This is a genomic window from Streptomyces sp. NPDC002446 (genome assembly GCF_053595675.1).
Genome location: NZ_JBSFYC010000108.1, coordinates 1 through 18,426, shown reverse-complemented (window position 1 = coordinate 18,426; position 18,426 = coordinate 1). Strand labels below are relative to the sequence as shown.

The 18,426-nt window shown below is 71.6% G+C and carries 21 protein-coding genes; 10 read left to right on the top strand and 11 right to left on the bottom strand.

The features are described 5' to 3' along the window. Positions 1-232: 232 nt before the first annotated feature. The 3 genes from ACWD6P_RS34665 to ACWD6P_RS34655 form a co-directional block, all read right to left on the bottom strand. Positions 233-1,168, bottom strand: coding sequence for a M56 family metallopeptidase (locus ACWD6P_RS34665; RefSeq protein ID WP_451448187.1), 936 nt, complete (start codon positions 1,166-1,168; stop codon positions 233-235). A 149-nt stretch (positions 1,169-1,317) separates the two neighbouring features. After that, positions 1,318-1,896: a DUF5134 domain-containing protein gene (locus tag ACWD6P_RS34660; protein WP_451448186.1), complete on the bottom strand. Its 579-nt coding sequence runs from the start codon at positions 1,894-1,896 to the stop codon at positions 1,318-1,320. Positions 1,897-2,019: 123 nt separating this feature from the next. Then, positions 2,020-2,406, bottom strand: coding sequence for a VOC family protein (locus ACWD6P_RS34655; RefSeq protein ID WP_451448185.1), 387 nt, complete (start codon positions 2,404-2,406; stop codon positions 2,020-2,022). Between the two features lie 154 nt (positions 2,407-2,560). Between ACWD6P_RS34655 and ACWD6P_RS34650 the strand changes: the two genes are divergently transcribed. After that, positions 2,561-3,094, top strand: a complete 534-nt coding sequence (locus ACWD6P_RS34650; protein WP_451448184.1) for a GNAT family N-acetyltransferase — start codon at positions 2,561-2,563, stop codon at positions 3,092-3,094. A 28-nt stretch (positions 3,095-3,122) separates the two neighbouring features. Here the strand turns inward: ACWD6P_RS34650 and ACWD6P_RS34645 are convergent, their stop codons facing one another. The 4 genes from ACWD6P_RS34645 to ACWD6P_RS34630 all read right to left on the bottom strand — a co-directional run bounded on the left by ACWD6P_RS34645 (position 3,123) and on the right by ACWD6P_RS34630 (position 6,507). Further along, a complete protein-coding gene (locus ACWD6P_RS34645; RefSeq protein WP_451448183.1) occupies positions 3,123-3,929 on the bottom strand; it encodes an amino acid ABC transporter ATP-binding protein in 807 nt (268 codons plus the stop codon). Then, complete coding sequence (locus ACWD6P_RS34640) at positions 3,926-4,831, bottom strand: amino acid ABC transporter permease (RefSeq protein ID WP_451448182.1); 906 nt, start codon at positions 4,829-4,831, stop codon at positions 3,926-3,928. The genes ACWD6P_RS34645 and ACWD6P_RS34640 overlap by 4 nt, the downstream gene beginning before the upstream one ends. Beyond that, the gene (locus ACWD6P_RS34635) at positions 4,828-5,709 is read right to left on the bottom strand and encodes an ABC transporter substrate-binding protein (RefSeq protein WP_451448188.1); all 882 of its coding nucleotides are present in this window, start codon (positions 5,707-5,709) and stop codon (positions 4,828-4,830) included. The genes ACWD6P_RS34640 and ACWD6P_RS34635 overlap by 4 nt, the downstream gene beginning before the upstream one ends. A gap of 114 nt (positions 5,710-5,823) precedes the next feature. Continuing rightward, on the bottom strand, positions 5,824-6,507 hold the full coding sequence (locus ACWD6P_RS34630) for a glycerophosphodiester phosphodiesterase (RefSeq protein WP_451448181.1): 684 nt from the start codon (positions 6,505-6,507) through the stop codon (positions 5,824-5,826). A 474-nt stretch (positions 6,508-6,981) separates the two neighbouring features. On the opposite strand from ACWD6P_RS34630, the gene ACWD6P_RS34625 reads away from it, so the two are divergent. From ACWD6P_RS34625 to ACWD6P_RS34610, 4 genes are all read left to right on the top strand, one after another. Beyond that, the gene (locus ACWD6P_RS34625) at positions 6,982-8,379 is read left to right on the top strand and encodes a DUF6421 family protein (RefSeq protein WP_451448180.1); all 1,398 of its coding nucleotides are present in this window, start codon (positions 6,982-6,984) and stop codon (positions 8,377-8,379) included. Then, positions 8,376-9,200, top strand: coding sequence for an SDR family NAD(P)-dependent oxidoreductase (locus tag ACWD6P_RS34620; protein ID WP_451448179.1), 825 nt, complete (start codon positions 8,376-8,378; stop codon positions 9,198-9,200). The genes ACWD6P_RS34625 and ACWD6P_RS34620 overlap by 4 nt, the downstream gene beginning before the upstream one ends. Then, positions 9,179-10,270: a threonine aldolase family protein gene (locus ACWD6P_RS34615; RefSeq protein ID WP_451448178.1), complete on the top strand. Its 1,092-nt coding sequence runs from the start codon at positions 9,179-9,181 to the stop codon at positions 10,268-10,270. The genes ACWD6P_RS34620 and ACWD6P_RS34615 overlap by 22 nt, the downstream gene beginning before the upstream one ends. A 176-nt stretch (positions 10,271-10,446) precedes the next feature. Further along, positions 10,447-11,151, top strand: coding sequence for a B3/B4 domain-containing protein (locus tag ACWD6P_RS34610; RefSeq protein ID WP_451448177.1), 705 nt, complete (start codon positions 10,447-10,449; stop codon positions 11,149-11,151). A 34-nt stretch (positions 11,152-11,185) separates the two neighbouring features. Here the strand turns inward: ACWD6P_RS34610 and ACWD6P_RS34605 are convergent, their stop codons facing one another. Both ACWD6P_RS34605 and ACWD6P_RS34600 read right to left on the bottom strand, forming a co-directional pair. After that, on the bottom strand, positions 11,186-11,893 hold the full coding sequence (locus tag ACWD6P_RS34605) for a lysophospholipid acyltransferase family protein (RefSeq protein WP_451448176.1): 708 nt from the start codon (positions 11,891-11,893) through the stop codon (positions 11,186-11,188). A 159-nt stretch (positions 11,894-12,052) separates the two neighbouring features. Continuing rightward, positions 12,053-12,469 (bottom strand): DUF4395 domain-containing protein, encoded by a 417-nt coding sequence (locus ACWD6P_RS34600; RefSeq protein WP_451448175.1) that lies wholly within the window; start codon positions 12,467-12,469, stop codon positions 12,053-12,055. A 64-nt stretch (positions 12,470-12,533) separates the two neighbouring features. Between ACWD6P_RS34600 and ACWD6P_RS34595 the strand changes: the two genes are divergently transcribed. The 4 genes from ACWD6P_RS34595 (at position 12,534) to ACWD6P_RS34580 (ending at position 15,749) form a co-directional block, all read left to right on the top strand. Further along, the gene (locus ACWD6P_RS34595; RefSeq protein WP_451448174.1) at positions 12,534-12,962 is read left to right on the top strand and encodes a TlpA family protein disulfide reductase; all 429 of its coding nucleotides are present in this window, start codon (positions 12,534-12,536) and stop codon (positions 12,960-12,962) included. 225 nt (positions 12,963-13,187) lie between these two features. Beyond that, complete coding sequence (locus ACWD6P_RS34590; protein ID WP_451448173.1) at positions 13,188-13,694, top strand: flavin reductase family protein; 507 nt, start codon at positions 13,188-13,190, stop codon at positions 13,692-13,694. 212 nt (positions 13,695-13,906) lie between these two features. Further along, entirely contained in the window at positions 13,907-14,692 is a 786-nt protein-coding gene (locus tag ACWD6P_RS34585; protein ID WP_451448172.1) for an electron transfer flavoprotein subunit beta/FixA family protein, read from the top strand. A 94-nt stretch (positions 14,693-14,786) separates the two neighbouring features. Then, positions 14,787-15,749 (top strand): electron transfer flavoprotein subunit alpha/FixB family protein, encoded by a 963-nt coding sequence (locus tag ACWD6P_RS34580; RefSeq protein ID WP_451448171.1) that lies wholly within the window; start codon positions 14,787-14,789, stop codon positions 15,747-15,749. 100 nt (positions 15,750-15,849) lie between these two features. Here ACWD6P_RS34580 and ACWD6P_RS34575 read toward each other — a convergent pair whose 3' ends face one another. Together ACWD6P_RS34575 and ACWD6P_RS34570 are read right to left on the bottom strand one after the other, a co-directional pair. Next, a complete protein-coding gene (locus ACWD6P_RS34575) occupies positions 15,850-16,164 on the bottom strand; it encodes a putative quinol monooxygenase (protein ID WP_451448170.1) in 315 nt (104 codons plus the stop codon). Positions 16,165-16,265: 101 nt separating this feature from the next. Beyond that, a complete protein-coding gene (locus ACWD6P_RS34570; RefSeq protein WP_451448169.1) occupies positions 16,266-16,787 on the bottom strand; it encodes a DinB family protein in 522 nt (173 codons plus the stop codon). A gap of 202 nt (positions 16,788-16,989) precedes the next feature. Between ACWD6P_RS34570 and ACWD6P_RS34565 the strand changes: the two genes are divergently transcribed. Further along, positions 16,990-18,252, top strand: coding sequence for a DUF6986 family protein (locus ACWD6P_RS34565; RefSeq protein ID WP_451448168.1), 1,263 nt, complete (start codon positions 16,990-16,992; stop codon positions 18,250-18,252). The last annotated feature ends 174 nt before the right edge of the window (positions 18,253-18,426 follow it).

The window sequence follows — 18,426 nt, the reverse complement described above, 5'->3', positions numbered from 1 at the left end:
GCCGGCTCACGGGCCGGGAATCCACGCCTCGCCATGGGTGCCTCCTCCGGCCGACGCTAGACGGGGCTCGCCGTCGACGGGGCACCCGCGGAGGCCCGTCACCGCACCCGAAACGCCCCGCGCAGCGGACACCGCCCGCCGCAGGCGCAACGGCGCCAAACCACCGCGGCGGGAAAGCCAACAACGTGGGAAGCAAGCCAAGCGCAGCGGAGGGGCAAGCCAAGTACAACGACTACGTCAGCGCACTCAGCCCAGGAACGAACGTCACCAGCAGCGGCACCACCGGCACCAGCGCCGCCACCGCGGTCATCCGCAGCCGGCGCCCGGGGGTGAAGCGCGGTGCGGGGGACAGCAGCCGGTCCACCCGCTGGGGGACCTGGGCGTGCTGGGCCGGGCACGGGCCGAACACCCCGCGGTCCTCGTTGAGTTCGACCAGCGCCAGGGCGATCGTCAGCCGGCCGAAGCGGCGCGAGGCCACATCGTCGGCGGCCAGCTCGACCAGCCGGTGCACCTGGTCGCGGAACGCGGCGAAGACCGGGATCTGCGGGAAGCCGGCCGCGAGCGCGGAGGCGCAGTACAGCAGGAGATCGTGCCGCGCCCGCACATGGCCCTGCTCGTGGGCGATCAGCGCGTCGAGCTGACGGCCTTTCAGTCGCCGCAACGCCGAGGTGGTGATGACCAGTTGGGGCGAGGAGTGGGTCAGCCACCAGGCCTCCGGGCGGTCCCCCTCCAGGACGACAAGCCGCTCCCCGAAGGGCTTCTCGCCGGGCAGCAAGGGGGCGCGCCGCAGGAGTTCGGCGCGGCGCTGCCGGCGGCGGGACCGCGCCGCCCGCACCTCGCGGGTCAGCGCGACGGCCGTCCAGGCGCCGCCGCCCGCCAGGAGCAGCGCCAGCACCCCGGCCCACGGCCCGTACCCCTTGAGCGCATAGGCCTCGACGACGACCCGGGGGGCGAACCCGAACACCGGGCTGCGGACGGACTCCCAGGCGGCGGCCGCGCTCAGCGACATGGCCAGCACACAGCACAGCAGCACACCGGCGACCACGCACTGCCACGCCCACAGGGCGAGCACCGGCTCGCGGTCAGGCCAGTCGGAACGGGCCATCAGCCGCGGCGCCGTCGACGCGGCCAGCGCGCCGAGAACCATCAGCGCGATCGGGACCATCATGCCGTCACCTTATGAGCGCGCGCCTACTCGTTGGTACGCTCACGCATCGGAAGTGACGTACGCCACGCCGGCAACAGGCGTGAACTCCGGCGAGGTCCGAACAGGTGTGACGGCCCCGCAAGGTTGCCCGCGCGAGCACCCGCCGCAGTTCAGAGCGCCACCAGCATCGCCAGCATGCCGATGCCCATCGCCACCCGGCAGGCCCGCAGCATCCGGGCGGGCCCGGACTCCAGCGCCGCCACCGGCCCCTTCGCCCCCGGCACCCCCGCCACCGCACCCGCCGCCGGGACCAGCCGGATCCCCGCGGCGATCACGTACACCGTGTAGTAGACGAGCAACAGCCCGGTCAGCAACGGCACCCCGCCCGGCGCGGAGTGCGCCATACCGGCCATCGGCGCGGTGTGCCGCATCCCGTCCGCCGGCACGACCATCGCCAGCGCCATGTACACCATCGCCCACGCACCCACCGCATGGTGCAGATGCCGGTGCACCAGCGCCCACAGCCCCGCCGCCCCGAACGCCGCGGTGAACAGCCAGGACGACCACACCGGCAGCGCCACCGCGGACGCCGGCAGCGCCATCACCGCCATCGCCAGCGCCATCAGCCCCTCACCGCGCGCGGCCACCCGCTGCGCGGCCGGTCCGCTGCGCGTCCGCACCAGGCAGTACGCACCGGTGCCCGCGCAGAGCAGCACCAGCAGCCAGCCGACCAACGGTGGTTGGTGCACGAAGCGCCTCCCCAGGGCCCCCGGTACGCATCGGCTGCTAGATGCCCGCCCGGTGCCCGGCACACGGGAGCGCACGGGCGCACGAGGGGAGCGCGGGCGAGGGGAGCGGAGGACGGGCGGCCCTCAGGGCCGGTAGCGCAGCGGATGGTCCGCCGGGAGCTGCGTCAGCACGATGCGGTGGCCGTCCGGGTCGGCGATCCACATCTCGATGAGACCCCAGGGCTCCTGTACGGGCGGCCGCAGCACCTCCACCCCGTGCGCCAGCAACTCCTCGTGCGCCGCCGCCGCGTCCGCCACCTGGAGCCACAGCTGAAGGGTGTCCGTGGCGGGCCCGGTGGCGCGGCCGGAGACCTCCAGAAAGCCGCCGCCCAGGAAGTACACCGTGCCGCGCTCGGGGCCGGTACCGAACTCCCGGTAGATCTCCAGCCCCAGCGCCTCGCCGTAGAACGCCCGGGACCGCTCGGGGTCGGACGGCCGCAACAGCACCCTGCTGCTCAGTACGTGCACCATGCCAGGACCCTACGCCGACGGCCCGCCAGCTCCGCCGAAAGACCCGGGCGAACGGCCCTGACATGACGCGCACGGCTCTTGTTAGCCTCGTTCAGCCACTCCCGAGGCCGTCACCGGCCCTCACTCCCTCGGGCCCGAGAGGACTGCGCACACCATGCCCACCAGCGAGCTGACCTTCCGTACCGCCGCCGACGCCGACATACCCGGGCTCGTCGAGCTCATCGAGTCGGCGTACCGGGGAGACGCGAGCCGGGCCGGCTGGACGACGGAGGCCGACCTGCTGGAGGGGCAGCGCACCGACCCCGAGGGCGTCGCCGCCGTGGTCCGCAACGAGACCGGCCGGCTGCTGATCGCCGAGCGCGACGGCGAGCTGATCGCCTGCTGCCAGCTCGAACACCGCGGTGACCACGCGTACTTCGGCATGTTCGCGGTGCGCCCGAAGCTCCAGGGCGGCGGCCTCGGCAAGATCATCATCGCCGAGGCCGAGCGCACCGCCCAGGAGATCTGGGGCGCACGGGAGATGCGGATGACGGTCATCCGGCAGCGCGAGGAGCTGATCGCCTGGTACGAGCGCCGCGGCTACCGGCGCACCGGGCAGCTCAGCCCCTTCCCGTACGGCGATGAGCGGTTCGGCGTCCCGCAGCGCGCCGACCTGGAATTCGAGCTGCTGGTCAAGCCGCTGGTCTGAGCGGCCGGGGCCGGCCCCCGGGCCCGCCCTACAGCCGCCCCGCCTCGATGATCCGCTGCAGGAACCGCCGGGTGCGGTCCTGCGCCGGATCGCCGAAGACCTGACCGGGGGTGCCGCGCTCCAGCACCACCCCGCCGTCCAGGAAGCACACCTGGTCGGCGACCTCCCGCGCGAAGCCCATCTCATGGGTGGCGATGACCATGGTCATGCCGTTCTCCTTGAGATCGCGGACCACGCCCAGCACCTCGCCGACCAGCTCGGGGTCGAGCGCCGCGGTGATCTCGTCGAGCAGCAGCAGCCGGGGCCGCCCGGCCAGCGCGCGCACGATCGCGACCCGCTGCTGCTGGCCGCCGCTGAGCCGGTCCGGGTACTCCCCGGCCCGCCCGCCGAGCCCCAGCCGCTCCAGGAGCTCGCGGGCGCGCGCCTCCGCCTCGGCGCGCGGTACCCCGTGCACTCTGCGCGGCGCCAGCGTGATGTTGTCCAGCACGGTCATGTGCGGGAAGAGGTTGTAGGCCTGGAAGACCACACCGATCCGGCGCCGCACCGCGTCCGCGTCGACCCGCGGGTCGGTGATGTCCTCGCCGTCCAGGAAGATCGCCCCGTCGTCGATCTCCTCCAGCAGATTCGCGCAGCGCAGCAGCGTGGACTTGCCCGACCCCGACGCGCCGATCAGCACGGTCACGGTGTGCGGCGGGACCTCCAGATCGACATCGCGCAGCACGACCGTGCCGTTCCCGTAAGCCTTGCGCACGGACTCCAGCCGCAGCACCGGGCCGCCGTCGGGGGAGCCCCCTGCGGTGTCCGCGGCCTTCCGTGTGTTCTCCGCCGTGCTCATACGATGCCTCCCTGGGCGCGCCTGCGGTCCATCCGGGCCGTGACCCAGTCCGTGAACCGCGTCATCGGAATCGTCAGCGCGACGAAGACCAGCCCGGCGACCACGTACGGCGTGAAGTTGAAGTCCTTGCCGGCGATGATCTGCGCGGCGTACACCGCGTCCACCGCGCCCGCGATGGAGACCAGCCCGGTGTCCTTCTGCAGCGACACCAGATCGTTCAGCAGCGGCGGCACCACCCGGCGCACCGCCTGCGGCAGGACGACGAACCGCAGTGTCTGCCCGCTGGAGAGCCCCAGCGACCGGGCCGCCGCGCGCTGCGAGGGGTGCACCGATTCGATACCGGCCCGGAAGACCTCGGCCACGTACGCCGAGTACGTCAGCACCAGCGCGGAGCCGCCGAGCACCACCGGATCGGTGGGCACGCCCTGCAGCCGCAGCGCCGGGACCCCGAAGACCACCATCAGCAGACAGATGATCAGCGGCAGTCCGCGGAAGAAGTCGGTGTACGCGGTGGCCAGCGCGCGCAGCGGGAAGAACACCGGGCCGCGCAGCGTCCGGGCCACCGCCAGCAGCAGCCCGAGCACCAGCACCGCCGCCCCGCACACCACCAGCAGCCGCAGGTTCAGCAGCAGCCCCTCCAGTACCTCCGGCAGCGCCTTGCGGGCGTACTCGGCGCTGAAGAAGGTCTCGCGGGTGCGTGGCCAGCCGGGGGAGTGGGTGATGACGAGGAAGAGCACGGCGGCGGTGACCAGCGTGCTCAGCGCGGCGACGGCGGCGGCCCGCCGGGCCCTGGCCCGCTTGAAGCGCTCCCGCTCGATCCGCCGCGGCGAGGGCGCATACCCGTCGCCGTCCGGCTCCCGGACCTCGTCGCCCTTCTCCAATACCCCTTCCCTGCCGTTCACTTGAGCACCGGAGCGTCGACGGCGTCGCTCAGCCACTTCTTCTCCAGCGCGGCGAGCGTGCCGTCCTTGCGCAGCGCGTCGACCGCCGCCGTCACACACCCGGTGATCCGGCTCTCCTTGTCCAGGACCAGCCCGAACTGCTCCTTCGCGGCACCGGAGACCGGGAACTGGCCGACCACCTCGGCGTCCGTCACCTCCGCCGAGGTGATGTAGAAGGCCGTCGGCAGGTCGGTGACGATCGCGTCCACCTGCCCGTTCTTCAGCGCGGACTTGGCGAGGTCGTTCTTCTGGAAGACCGCGGCGGGGCGGGCCGGGCGGATGGTGCCGTTGACGACGTCCAGGCTGGTGGTGCCGACCTGCGCGCCGAGCTTGACGTCCTTGAGGTCGGCGATGCTCTTGGCGCGCGCGGCCTTGGAGCCCTTGAGCGCGACGACCGCCTGGCGTACGTCGTAGTAGCCGGAGGAGAAGGCGACGGCGCGCTTGCGCTCGGTGCTGATGGAGATCTGGTTGATGTCGAAGTCGAACTTCTTCGCGCCGGGCGCGAAGGCGTTGTTGAACGGCACGGTCTGCCAGTCCACCGCGCCCTTGGCGTAGCCCAGCCGCTGGGCGACGGCGTAGGCGACCGCCGACTCGAAGCCCTTGCCGCTGGCCGGGTCGTCGTCGGCGAACCACGGGGCGTACGCCGGCTTGTCGGTGCCGACGGTGAGCCTGCCGGCCCGCACGGTGGGCAGTTTGCCGCGGTCACAGCTCTGTTTGCCCTGCCCGGCGGCCCGCGGGCCACCGGGGGGCTCGTCCTGCGGGGCACAGCCGACGGCCGCGGCGAGCAGCACGACGGTGGCACAAGCGGCAAGGCGAAGGGGGCGGTTGACGAGGCGCATGGCGGGAGACTGGCAGTGCGCCGCGCCGTCTGTCGAGATCATCGGGGAAATCGTCCGCATGCTGGAAGGACGTTGCGCGCCTGTGAACTGCGGATTTCCCCGGCAGGCGGGCCCCTACGCGGTGAAGCGCACCGCCCGGCGGATCTCCGGCAGGTCGGTCACCACGCCGTCCAGGCCCAGACCGCGCGCCAGCCGGAGCTGATCGTGGGTGTTGACCGTCCAGCCGACGACCTTCAGATGCGCGGCGTGCGCCCGCTCGACGAGTTCGAGGGTGAGCCGGCGGATGTTCAGCGAGAGCATCGTCGCGCCGACGGCCTGTGCGCGATCGACGACATCGGCGCCGTAGCGGCTGCCGACCAGGGCGGTGCGCACCCCGGGCAGCAGCGTGCGGATGGCGGCCAGCGCCTCGTCGTGGAAGGAGATGACGTCGACCCGGCCGGTCAGATCGCGCGACCGCATCACCTCGGCCAGCGCCTGCGCGGCCGCCACGTCCTTGATCTCGGCCTGCAGCGGCGCCTTGACCGCCTCCAGGACCTCCTCGAACACGGGGATCCGCTCGCCCCGCCCGGCGTCCAGTTCACGCAGCTCGGCGAGGGTGCGTTCGGCGATCGGCCCGGCACCGTCGGTGGTCCGGTCCACATCCGCGTCGTGCATGACCACGAGCGCGCCGTCCTTGCTCAGATGCAGGTCCAGTTCGATGACATCGAGGCCTTCGTGCTCGGCGCGTACGAAGGAGCGCAGGGTGTTCTCCGGCTCCACGCCCATGATCCCGCGGTGACCGATGGTGAGAAAGGACAAGGCTGCCTCGCTTCTGTCGGCTCGGTGCTGCTGTCGGCTCTACGTCAGTGTCGGCCGTCGACCGTCGGCAACGGCGGGACGAAATGGCGTTCAGCCTAACGGGGACGGGTGCAGATAAAGCGGTTGCGGCCGCGGCCGCGGTGTGTCCAGTACGGGTACCCGCCATATCCGGGGGCAGACCGGTCTCACCCTGGCGTGGGCGAGTCCCCACGGCGCTGACGGCGCCCCTGTGGCATATGCCATACCGCTGTCCGAGGGTGCCCGCGCGGCGTCCGCCGGTAACCGTGCGGGCCGGAGGAAGCGCGGAAACCCTTGCCGCCACTGGCAGGAAGTCCCGCCGAAGTCGGACCGCACAGGAAAAAGATGCGTCGGCGTGGGGTCGCGGCAGAATAATTTTCAGCTGGACCACTTGAGTGAGCGAACCTCGGCTGGTTACCGTGTGCTGACAAGACGATCTACCGCCGGAGGGCAGTCATGACGGAAATTCTTTCGCCTGTGGGTGTCCGGGGAGGTAGTGCGACCGCAGAGCGTGTGGTCGACCACCCGGCATGGGCCCTCCTCAAGGACGCGGTCGAGACCATCCGGCCCTGGCAGTCCAAGGACGGTTCGGTCGACCTGGCGGCGGAGGGCGCGCCCAGCGCCGCGGCCGTCCGGGCCGAGGCCGAGCGGGTGATAGCGGCCGTCCAGGAGCTCGCCCCGCTGCTCCCGCACAACGCCGACTACCACCAGGCGCTCATCGCCGACCTGCGCCGCTGGGCCGACGACGGCTTCGGCGTGCCGGACTTCCTGGACTCGCTGCTCGCCTTCCGGCCCGCCCAGCAGCGCGCCGACGGCCTCCAGCACCTCGTGCTGTTCCCCATGTACACGCAGAACGGCAACCCGGACCGCAACTTCGAGGCCGTCGTCCTGCGGATGGTCTGGCCCGAGTGGCTCTCCGAGCTGGAGCGCACCCGTTACGACAACCCCCTCTTCCTCGGCATCACCTTCGAGGACTTCACGGCCGGCTACGACACCCACTCCGCCGTGCTCTTCCCGGAGACCATCGCGGTGCGCGAGGCACCCGAGCGGTTCAGCTGGGGCGGCATCTTCTGCGACCGTGAGGCCGCCCGCTTCCGCCGGGTCAGCCGGGCCGCCGTCGAGACGCTGGGGATCGAACTCCCGCAGGACATCCGCGAGATGCTCGACGACCAGCAGCGCTGCCAGGAGGCGTTCGTGCTGTGGGACATGGTGCACGACCGCACGCACAGCCACGGTGACCTGCCGTTCGACCCGTTCATGATCAAGCAGCGCCAGCCGTTCTGGATGTACGGCCTGGAGGAGCTGCGCTGCGACCTCACCGCCTTCAAGGAGGCCGTGAAGCTGGAGGCCGAGGGGTACTCCCAGGCCCGCGATGTGCAGTACGCGGTGATCTTCGACCGGATGTTCCGGTTCCCCGTCTCCGGCGACCGGGTCCGCAACTACGACGGCCTGGGCGGCCAGCTGCTCTTCGCGTACCTGCACAAGCACGACGTCGTACGCTGGACGGACAACACCTTGCACATCGACTGGGAGCGGGCGTCCAAGGTCACCAACCAGCTGTGCGGCGAGATCGAAAAGCTCTACCGCGACGGCATCGACCGGCCCAAGCTGGTCCACTGGTTCGCCGCGTACGACCTCGTCTCGACCTACCTCGCACCGCACCCGGGTTCGGTCTGGGCCAAGGGCCCCGACGCCCTCGACCTGGACCAGCCGCCGCGCAAACTCGTGGACGACGTGCTCCCCGACGAGTTCCCGCTGAGCATGTTCTACGAGGCGCTCGCCAAGAAGCTGCGCGCCGTGATCGCCTCGACCAAGGGCATCACGGCCCACAGCGACGCGCTGGCGGCGGCATGAGCACCGACCGGAACACCCGGCCACAGGCCGTCCAGGAGCAGGACGAGGAGGCGACGGAGATGGTTACTTCGACGGGCGGCCAGGGGCCGCTGGAGGGTGCGGTCATCGCGGTGGCGGGAGCGGCCGGACCGGCCGGCCGTGCCACCCTGCTGCGGCTGGCCGAAGCAGGAGCGGTGGTCGTCGGCTCGGACTCCAACCCCGAGCGGCTGGCGGAGGCCGTGGACGCGGCCCGCTACGCGCACGGCGGCGCCACGGTCATAGGGGACACCGTCGACCTCCTCGACCTGGAGCAGACCCGTGAATGGGCGGCCCGTACGGAGAAGGAATTCGGCCGGATCGACGGCCTGGTGCACCTCGTCGGCGGCTGGCGCGGCTCCTCGACGTTCGCGGAGACCGACCTGGCGGACTGGGACCTGCTGCACAAGCTGCTGATCCGCACCCTGCAGCACACCTCCCTCGCCTTCCAGGAGCCCCTGGAGCGGAGCGGTAACGGCCGTTTCGTGCTGATCAGCGCGGCCGGTGCGTCGAAGCCCACCGGTGGCAACGCCGCCTATGCGGCGTCCAAGGCCGCCGCCGAGGCATGGACGCTGGCCCTGGCGGACGGCTTCCGCAAGTCGGGGGGCGAGCAGGGGCCCCGCGCCGCGGCTGCCATCCTGGTCGTGAAGGCGCTCGTCAACGATCAGATGCGCGCCGAGCGACCGAACGCCAAGTTCGCGGGCTTCACGGATGTCACGGAGCTGGCCGAGGCCATCGCCGGAGTCTGGAGCCGGCCCGCCCAGGAAGTGAATGGACAGCGTCTGTGGCTGACCCCCGAGCCGTGACCGGAGCGAAGACCGACGCCCGGCAGCACCACGACCCTCAGATACGCGGCTTCGCCAGCGACAACTACGCGGGCGTCCACCCGGAGGTGCTGGCCGCGATGGCCCTTGCCAACGGCGGTCACCAGATCGCCTACGGCGAGGACGACTACACCGAACACCTCCAGCGCGTCTTCCGCAGCCACTTCGGGCAGCGCGCCCAGGCGTTCCCGGTCTTCAACGGCACCGGCGCCAACGTCGTCGCCCTCCAGGCCGTGACCGACCGCTGGGGCGCGGTGATCGCCGCCGAGACCGCACACATCAACGTCGACGAGGGCGGCGCCCCCGAGCGGGTCGGCGGGCTGAAGCTGCTGACCGTCCCGACCGACGACGGCAAGCTCACCCCCGAGCTGATCGACCGCCAGGCGTGGGGCTGGGACGACGAGCACCGCGCCATGCCGCAGGTCGTCTCGATCGCCCAGAGCACCGAACTGGGCACGGTCTACACCCCCGACGAGATCCGGGCGATCTGCGACCACGCGCATCAGCACGGCATGGTCGTGCATCTGGACGGCTCGCGGATCACCAACGCCGCGGCGACCCTCGACGTCCCGATGCGGGCCTTCACCAACGCCGTCGGCGTCGACATCCTCTCCTACGGCGGCACGAAGAACGGCGCGGTCTTCGGCGAGGCCGTCGTCGTGCTCAACCCCGACCGGGTCCGTGCGATGAAGCATCTGCGCAAGCAGTCCATGCAGCTGGCCTCCAAGATGCGCTTCGTCTCGGTCCAGCTGGAGGCGCTGCTCGCCAAGGACCTGTGGCTGCGCAACGCCCGCCACGCCAACACCATGGCGCAGCGGCTGGCGGCCGGGGTGCGGAAGCTCGACGGGGTGGAGATCCTCTACCCGGTGCAGTCCAACGCGGTCTTCGCGCGACTGCCGCACGACGTCAGCGAGCGCCTGCAGAAGCGCTACCGCTTCTACTTCTGGGACGAGAAGGCCGGCGATGTGCGCTGGATGTGCTCGTTCGACACGACGGAGGAGGACGTGGACGGCTTCCTGGCGGCCCTCCGCGAGGAGCTGCGCCCGGCCTGATCCGCGGTGTCCGTCGGCCCGCCGTGGGGTTCGCCCTGCGGCGGGCACGGCTTTACGGGGCGCAGTCCAATGGAGTGGACTGCGTAGTCCTGTTTGCTGAACTGCGTCCGGCCGTGCTCCAATGCCTCCAGACGGCCGTCGACCGGCGGCGGCCGCCCTCTTCGAGGAACGGCACGATGCCCAGCCTGACCTGCTCCCTGCACATTTCTGACGAGGTGCGCGCCCTGGCACCCGGATTCGGCTACCTCGCCGTCGAAGCCCGCGGTCTGACCAACGGGCCCAGTGACGAGACGAGCTCCGCGCTTCTGGACGAGGCCACGCGCCGGCTGGCCGGGCGCCTCGACGGCCAGCCGCCGCAGGACGACCCGCACATCGCCGCCTGGCGCGGCGCGTACTCCGCCTTCGGCAGCAAGCCCTCGCGTACCCGCAACTCCGCCGAGGCGCTCGCCAAGCGCGCACTCGCGGACGGGCTGCCGCGCATCAACCGCCTCGTGGACCTCTACAACGCCATCAGCGTCGCCCATCTCCTCCCCGTGGGAGGCGAGGACCTGGACCGTATCCAGGGCGGGATGCGGCTCGTACGGGCCACCGGGGACGAGCCGTTCGCGACCGCGGCCGGCGGCGCCGAGGTCATCGAGTATCCGGACGCCGGCGAGGTCGTCTGGTGTGACGAGGAGGGCGTCACCTGCCGCCGCTGGAACTGGCGCCAGGGCGTCCGCACCCGCCTCACCGAGGACTCCGTCAGCGCCCTCTTCCTGCTGGAGCGGATGGCCCCCATGACGCTCGACGAGCTGACGACCGCGGGCGCCGAGCTCGCCGAGGCGCTGCAGAAGGCCTGCCCGGACGCCCGCATCGAGGTCGGTGAGGCCTGGAGCGGCTGACCGGGACCGTCCGGTCAGCCGCGGGGGAGGCGGGCTATGCGCCGGGTGCCGGCGCGGTGCCGCCCAGGTGGGCCGGGATCCACCAGGTGTCCTCGGGGCCCTTGGGGCGCACGGGGTAGGCGCGCTGGGCGGCCTCCAGGAGGTCCTGCACCCGGGACCGCAGCCGGTCGGTGATCTTCTCGGCCTGCTCGGCGGGATCGGCCTCCACCGGCTCACCGACCCGGATGGTTATCGGGAAGTGGTTGCGCCCCAGATCGCGCTTGTGGCCCTTGGTCCACAGCCGCTGGGTGCCCCACAGCGCCATCGGCAGCAGCGGGACGCCGGCCTCCTGGGCCAGCCGCGCCGCGCCCGACTTGAAGTTCTTCAGGGTGAACGACTCGGAGATCGTCGCCTCCGGGAAGACACCGATGATCTCGCCCGAACGCAGTGCGGACAGCGCGTGCTTGTAGGCGTGCATCCCCTGCGCGCGGTCCACCGGAATGTGCTTCATCGCGCGCATCAGCGGCCCCGACACCTTGTGCCGGAACACCGCCTCCTTCGCCATGAAGCGCACCAGCCGCTTGGCCGGCCGGGCCGCCAGACCGGCGAAGACGAAGTCCAGATAGCCGATGTGATTGCTCACCAGCACCGCCCCGCCGCGCCGCGGAACGTGGTCCGTTCCCGCGATGTCGAACTTGAGATCGAGCGCCTTGAAGACGGTGCGCGCGGCGCCGATCACGGGCGGATAGACGAGCTCTGCCATTGTCCGGAGGACCCCTTTTCCGATGCCTGGGGAGGGTTCTCCCGGCGGAAACCTACGCAGCCGTAACTGCGGCTTTCGGGAGATCGTGCCCGATCACGGCCGCGGCGGCCAGCGTGCCGGACGCCGCGGACGGGAGATTCTCGTCACGTGGGGACCGGCTCAGCCCACCGCTCTGCGCAGCACAAGGTACATCTCGCAGCCCAGGCAGTACCCGAAAGCGGCATTGAGGAAGGCCGCGGCCAGCGCACACCCGGTGGCCGCGAGCCCCAGCCACTGCGGGCCCGCGAAGTAGCCGACCAGCCCCACCACCGCGAAGAACAGTCCCACACTCTGGGCGAAGCGCGGCGGGGCGGGGTCCTCGAAGTCGGCCGGCGGCGACAGCCGCGGACGCACCGCCGCCTTGAACAGCCAGGCGTACGGCGAGCGCTGGACGCCCGCCGCCGCCCCGACGGCGAAGACCAGCGCCTGCAGGGCCAGCAGCCAGCCGCTCCCGCTGATCAGCACGGCCGCCAGTACCACGGTCGTCAGCGCCGCCCCGAACCTCGGACCGCGTACGTCAATCCTCTCGACACTCATGCCCTCACCATCCCCCCTTCCGGCACCGGGAATGTTTGCGGGCTCGTGAACGCTGCACTCCGAGATGACTGGACTCATGGTGTGCATCGCGGTGCTCGCGGCGGCGAGCGCCTTCGGCGTGTGGCACCGGCGCCGCAACGGGAGGGTGAGGGTGCACAAGCGTGACGACCGGAGCGGGGTGCCGCGGCTGGGCGCCGCGCAGATCGGCGCGGAGCTGGGGGAGCGGGCCACCCTGCTGCAGTTCTCCAGCGCCTTCTGCCAGCCCTGCCGGGCCACTCGCCGCACCCTGGCCGAGGTCGCCGGCATGGTCGAGGGGGTGGCCCATGTCGAGATCGACGCGGAGGCCCATCTCGATCTCGTACGGGAGCTGAACGTGCTCCGCACCCCCACGGTGCTGGTGCTCGACGCGCACGGCGCGATCGTGCGGCGCGCCTCGGGGCAGCCCCGCAGGGCCGATGTCATAGCCGCGCTGGGCCAGGCCGTCCGTGATTGATCTCCCAGATGCCGGGCGGCCCTTGACGCTCTGGGTCACGGATCGTCACGCTGACGAGATGCGGCCAGGACCCCTTCTCTACGGACGCGCCCACGTCGACCTTCTGCGGACTTGCAGCGCCCGCTGTCCGGGCGTGTGAGCAGCGACGACATCAGTGGCGCCGGCAGCCGTACGGCCGCCGGCCGCTCCGCCCGGGCTCGTACACCTCAGCAGAAGGACAACTCCATGACGGCCTCGCCCGATCTCGGCACGCCCCGCACCGCCTCCCCCGAACTCCTGCGCTCCGTCTTCCGGCAGCACGCCGCCGGCGTCGCGGTGATCACCGCGCACGGCTCCGGCCCGGTCGGTTTCACCGCCACCTCCCTCACCTCCGTCGCCGCCGAACCGCCGCTGCTCTCGTTCGGCATCGGCACCGGCGCCTCCAGCTGGCCGGCCGTCTCCGAGGCCGCGCACATAGGCGTCCACATCCTCGGCGAGCACCAGCAGGAGCTGGCCGCCACCTTCGCGCGCAGCGGCGCCGACCGCTTCGGCCCCGCCACCTCGTGGCGTACGGGTCCCGAGGGCGTCCCCCTGCTGGACGGCGTACTGGCCTGGATGGTGTGCGAGGTCGTGGCCCGGGTACCGGCCGGCGACCACCGGATCGTGCTCGCCCGGCCCGTCGTCGGCGACCCCGCGGGGCCCGGCCGTCCGCTCCTCTACCACCAGGGCCGCTTCAACGCGCTGCGGGACTGACGGGTTCCCGCGCCGCTTCGTCTTTCCCCGATCAGGGCCGTTGGCAAGGTCACATTTCGACAGCCTTGATTCGGGGCACGAGACTGGATGTACTGGTGGGTAACATGACGGTCGGCGCGGGGATCCGCAACCAACCGGGAGCCGCCCCAACAGGCGCCTATGCTGCCAGCACAAGGCAGTTCTGAAGAGACGAAGCAGGTAGGAGAGCCGGCGTGAGCTTGAGGATCGTTGTCTGTGTGAAGTACGTGCCCGACGCCACCGGCGACCGGCACTTCGCCGAGGACCTGACCGTCGACCGTGACGACGTGGACGGTCTGCTCTCGGAGCTCGACGAGTACGCCGTCGAGCAGGCCCTGCAGATCAAGGAAGCCGCCGACGACGCGGAGATCACGGTCCTGACCGTCGGCCCCGAGGACGCCAACGACGCGCTGCGCAAGGCCCTGTCGATGGGCGCCGACAAGGCCGTCCACGTCGAGGACGACGACCTGCACGGCACCGACGCGCTCGGCACCTCGCTCGTGCTCGCCAAGGCCATCGAGAAGACCGGTTACGACCTGGTCGTCTGCGGTATGGCCTCCACCGACGGCACGATGGGTGTGCTGCCGGCGCTGCTCGCCGAGCGGCTGAACGTCCCTCAGGTCACCCAGCTCTCCGAGGTCTCCGTCGCCGACGGCAAGGTCACCGGGCGCCGGGACGGCGACTCCGCCAGCGAGCAGCTGGAGGCCGCGCTGCCGGCCGTCGTCTCCGTCACCGACCAGTCGGGTGAGGCGCGCTACCCCTCCTTCAAGGGCATCATGGCCGCCAAGAAGAAGCCGGTGGAGTCCCTGGACCTGGACGACCTGGACATCGACGCGGACGAGGTCGGCCTCGAGGGCTCCTGGACCAAGGTCGAGGACGCGACCGAGCGTCCGGCCCGTACGGCGGGCACGATCGTCACGGACGAGGGCGAGGGCGGCAAGCAGCTCGCCGAGTTCCTCGCGGGCCAGAAGTTCATTTAAGGCTGGGGGTCCGGGGGTCAGCCCCCGGATCAGCACAGCATTTAAGGCCCGTCCCCCTCAACCGCCCTCATTCTTCCCGCAGGAGAGCAATCCCATGGCTGAAGTCCTTGTCTACGTCGACCACGTGGACGGCGCCGTCCGCAAGCCCACCCTCGAACTGCTCACCCTCGCCCGCCGCATCGGCGACCCGGTAGCCGTTCACCTCGGCCCCAACGCCGAGGAAGCCGCCAAGGTCCTCGCCGAGCACGGTGCCGTCAAGGTGCTGGCCGCCGACGCCCCCGAGTTCACCGAGTACCTCGTCGCCCCCAAGGTCGACGCGCTGCAGGCCGCCTACGACGCGGTCTCCCCGGCCGCCGTGCTGCTGCCGTCCTCCGCGGAGGGCAAGGAGATCGGCGCCCGCCTCGCGGTCCGCATCGGCTCGGGCATCATCACCGACGCGGTCGACCTGGAGGCCGGCGACGAGGGCCCGGTGGCCACGCAGTCCGTCTTCGCGGCCTCGTACACCACCAAGTCCCGCGTCACCAAGGGCACCCCGGTCATCACCGTCAAGCCCAACTCGGCCGCCCCGGAGGCCGCGCCGGCCGCCGGCCAGGTCGAGCAGCTCGCGGTGACCATCGCCGACTCCTCCAAGGGCACCAAGGTCGTCTCGCGCACCCCGCGTGAGTCGACCGGCCGTCCGGAGCTGACCGAGGCCGCGATCGTGGTCTCCGGTGGCCGTGGCGTCAACGGTGCCGAGAACTTCCCGGTCATCGAGGCGCTCGCCGACTCGCTCGGCGCGGCCGTCGGTGCCTCCCGCGCCGCGGTGGACGCCGGCTGGTACCCGCACACCAACCAGGTCGGCCAGACCGGCAAGTCGGTCTCGCCGCAGCTGTACATCGCGGCGGGCATCTCCGGCGCGATCCAGCACCGTGCCGGTATGCAGACCTCGAAGACCATCGTCGCCATCAACAAGGACGCCGAGGCGCCGATCTTCGACCTGGTCGACTACGGCGTGGTCGGCGACCTCTTCGACGTCGTCCCGGCCCTCACCGAAGAGGTCAAGTCCCGCAAGGGCTGAGCCCGCCGGGCGCCGAGCCCGCTTCGGCAACCGCACGAGGCCCCGTACGCGCGCTGCGTACGGGGCCTCGTGCTGCCGCGGCCGGAACGGCCCCGCGGCCTCAGGTGTTCGGCAGCCGGCCCTTGCCCGGCTCGCCCACCGGTACGGGCGTCAGCACCGCGACATCCAGCGGCGCCGCCAGCGCCTCCGCGATCTCCGCGCCCAGCGCCTCCAGCGCCGGACCGGCCGAGTGCGCGTCGAGCGAGGCCTGGTCGGCCCAGTTCTCGACGACGGTGACCCGGTCGTCGCCGGCGTGCACCGCGTAGAGCAGACAGCCGGGCTCGGCGTGCACGGCGGGCGCATGCCGGCGGAACGCCGCGAGGACGTCCTCACGGCGGCCGGGCTTGGTTTTGATGGTGGCGACGACTACGGGCACGGACTCTCCTGCGAGGCGAGGACGGAGCGGTCGAACGCGGTCGACGCCGTCCGGCGCGACCGGGTCCGTCCGACCGGATTCGATCTTGGACACTTCAGAGACTAATCGCCCGTCGCCCCGTCGATCCGCTCCCGCAGCAGATCCGCATGGCCGTTGTGGCGTGCGTACTCCTCGATCAGATGGACGTAGATCCAGCGCAGGTTGAGGGTCTTCCCGGTGCGCTCGTGCCGGAAGGTCTCGTCCAGCCCGCGGTCGGCCACCGCCTTGTCGCAGGCCTCGATCTCGGCGCGGAGGGCGGCGAAGTTCGCCTCGGCGCCAGCCGGGTCCAGGTCGTCGAAGTCGGCGTCCGGATTCTCCCGGGTGAAGTAGTGGTCGCCGATCTGCTCGCCGGCGAAGCGTTTGCGGAACCAGGTGCGTTCGACATCCGCCAGGTGGCGCACCAGGCCGAGCAGGGTGAGGCCGGACGGCCGGGTGCTCGTCTCGGCGAGCTGTTCGGCGGTGAGCCCGGCGCACTTGGCGAACAGGGTGTCGCGGTGGAAGTCGAGCCAGCCCTGCAGCATCTCCCGTTCGCCGGCCGCGGCCGGGAGTTCTCTGCGCTGGATGGAGGGTGCGATCCAAGTCATGATCGCGAGTGTGACCGTTCGCGGCGGCCCGCGCCACGGGTTTCGGAGCGGTGGCCGCGCGCCCGTGACCTGCGCCGCCTCGGGAGAGGGGGTGTTGACCTCCTCAACCGACACCGTTAACTTCGCTCTACGGATTGTTGATTCCGTTAAGCGGAAATCACTCGGCCGATGGCATCGGGCGCAAGCACCGGGAGGGTACCGAATGGGGCAGCAGGAGACCGTGGCGACGAGCCTCGCGGACGCCGTACGCGAGGGAATCGGAGCCGCTCTCGCCGAGGTGGACGCGGATCTGGCCCGGCGCTACCCCGGCGATCCCGGCACCCGCCAGCCGGTGCACACCGTCTACGTCCCCGGCGACGCCTTCACCGCCGGCACCCTGCGCTCCTGGGGCGACCAGGCGCTCGCCGCCCTCGACGAGCACGCCCCCGACGCGGCTGCGCTCGCCGCCGTACTGGACCTCCCCGACGAGCTCGCCGCCGACGTCCACGACCGCGTCCGCGCCAAGCTGACCCGCGAGCCCATCGAGGACCTGCGGATCGACTTCGAGGACGGCTACGGCAACCGCTCCGACGCCGAGGAGGACGAGGCCGCGGCCCGCGCCGCCGCCCTGGTCGCCGCCGCCTACCGGGACGGCACGGCGGCCCCGTACATGGGCATCCGGATGAAGTGCATGGAGGCGGCCGTCCGCGACCGCGGCATCCGCACCCTCGACATCTTCCTCACCGGCCTGATGGAGGCCGGCGGCCTGCCCGACGGCCTGGTCCTCACGCTCCCCAAAGTGACCTACGCCGAGCAGGTCACCGCCATGGTCCGCCTGCTGGAGGCCTTCGAGAAGGCGCGTGGCCTGGAGAGCGGCCGGCTCGGCTTCGAGATCCAGATCGAGACCACCCAGTCCATCCTGGGTGCCGACGGCCGCGCCACCGTCGCCCGCATGATCGAGGCCGCCGAGGGCCGCGCCACCTCCCTGCACTACGGCACCTTCGACTACAGCGCCTCCTGCGGCGTCAGCGCCGCCCACCAGTCCCTCGACCACCCGGCGGCCGACCACGCCAAGGCCGTGATGCAGGTCGCCGCCGCGGGCACCGGCGTGCGCCTCTCCGACGGTTCGACCAACGTCCTGCCCGTCGGCGCCGCCCCCCAGGTGCACGCCGCCTGGCGGCTGCACCACGGCCTCGTCCGCCGCTCGCTGGCCCGCGCCTACTACCAGGGCTGGGACATGCACCCGGCCCATCTGCCGACCCGCTACGCGGCGGTCTACGCCTTCTACCGCGAGGGCCTCGAAAAGGCCGCGGCCCGGCTCGCGGCGTACGTCGCCAAGGCCGGCGGCGACGTCCTGGACGAGCCCGCCACCGCCAAGGCGCTCAGCGCGTATCTCCTGCGGGGGCTGGACTGCGGGGCGCTGGACATGTCCGAGATCGCCCGTCTGACGGGGCTGACGCGGGGGGAGCTGGAGGCTTTGCGCTAACCGCTGCCCTTCCGCTGCGCTTGGCTTGCGGCCCACGTTTTCGGCTTTCCCGCCGTGGTTGCTTCTCGCCGTTGCGCCTGCGGCGGGCGGTGCCGCTGCGCGGGGCTGTTCGGCTGCCGGTGACGGGCCTCCGGGGTAGGGGTGTGGGACTGCTTCGCTTTACGTCCCACACCC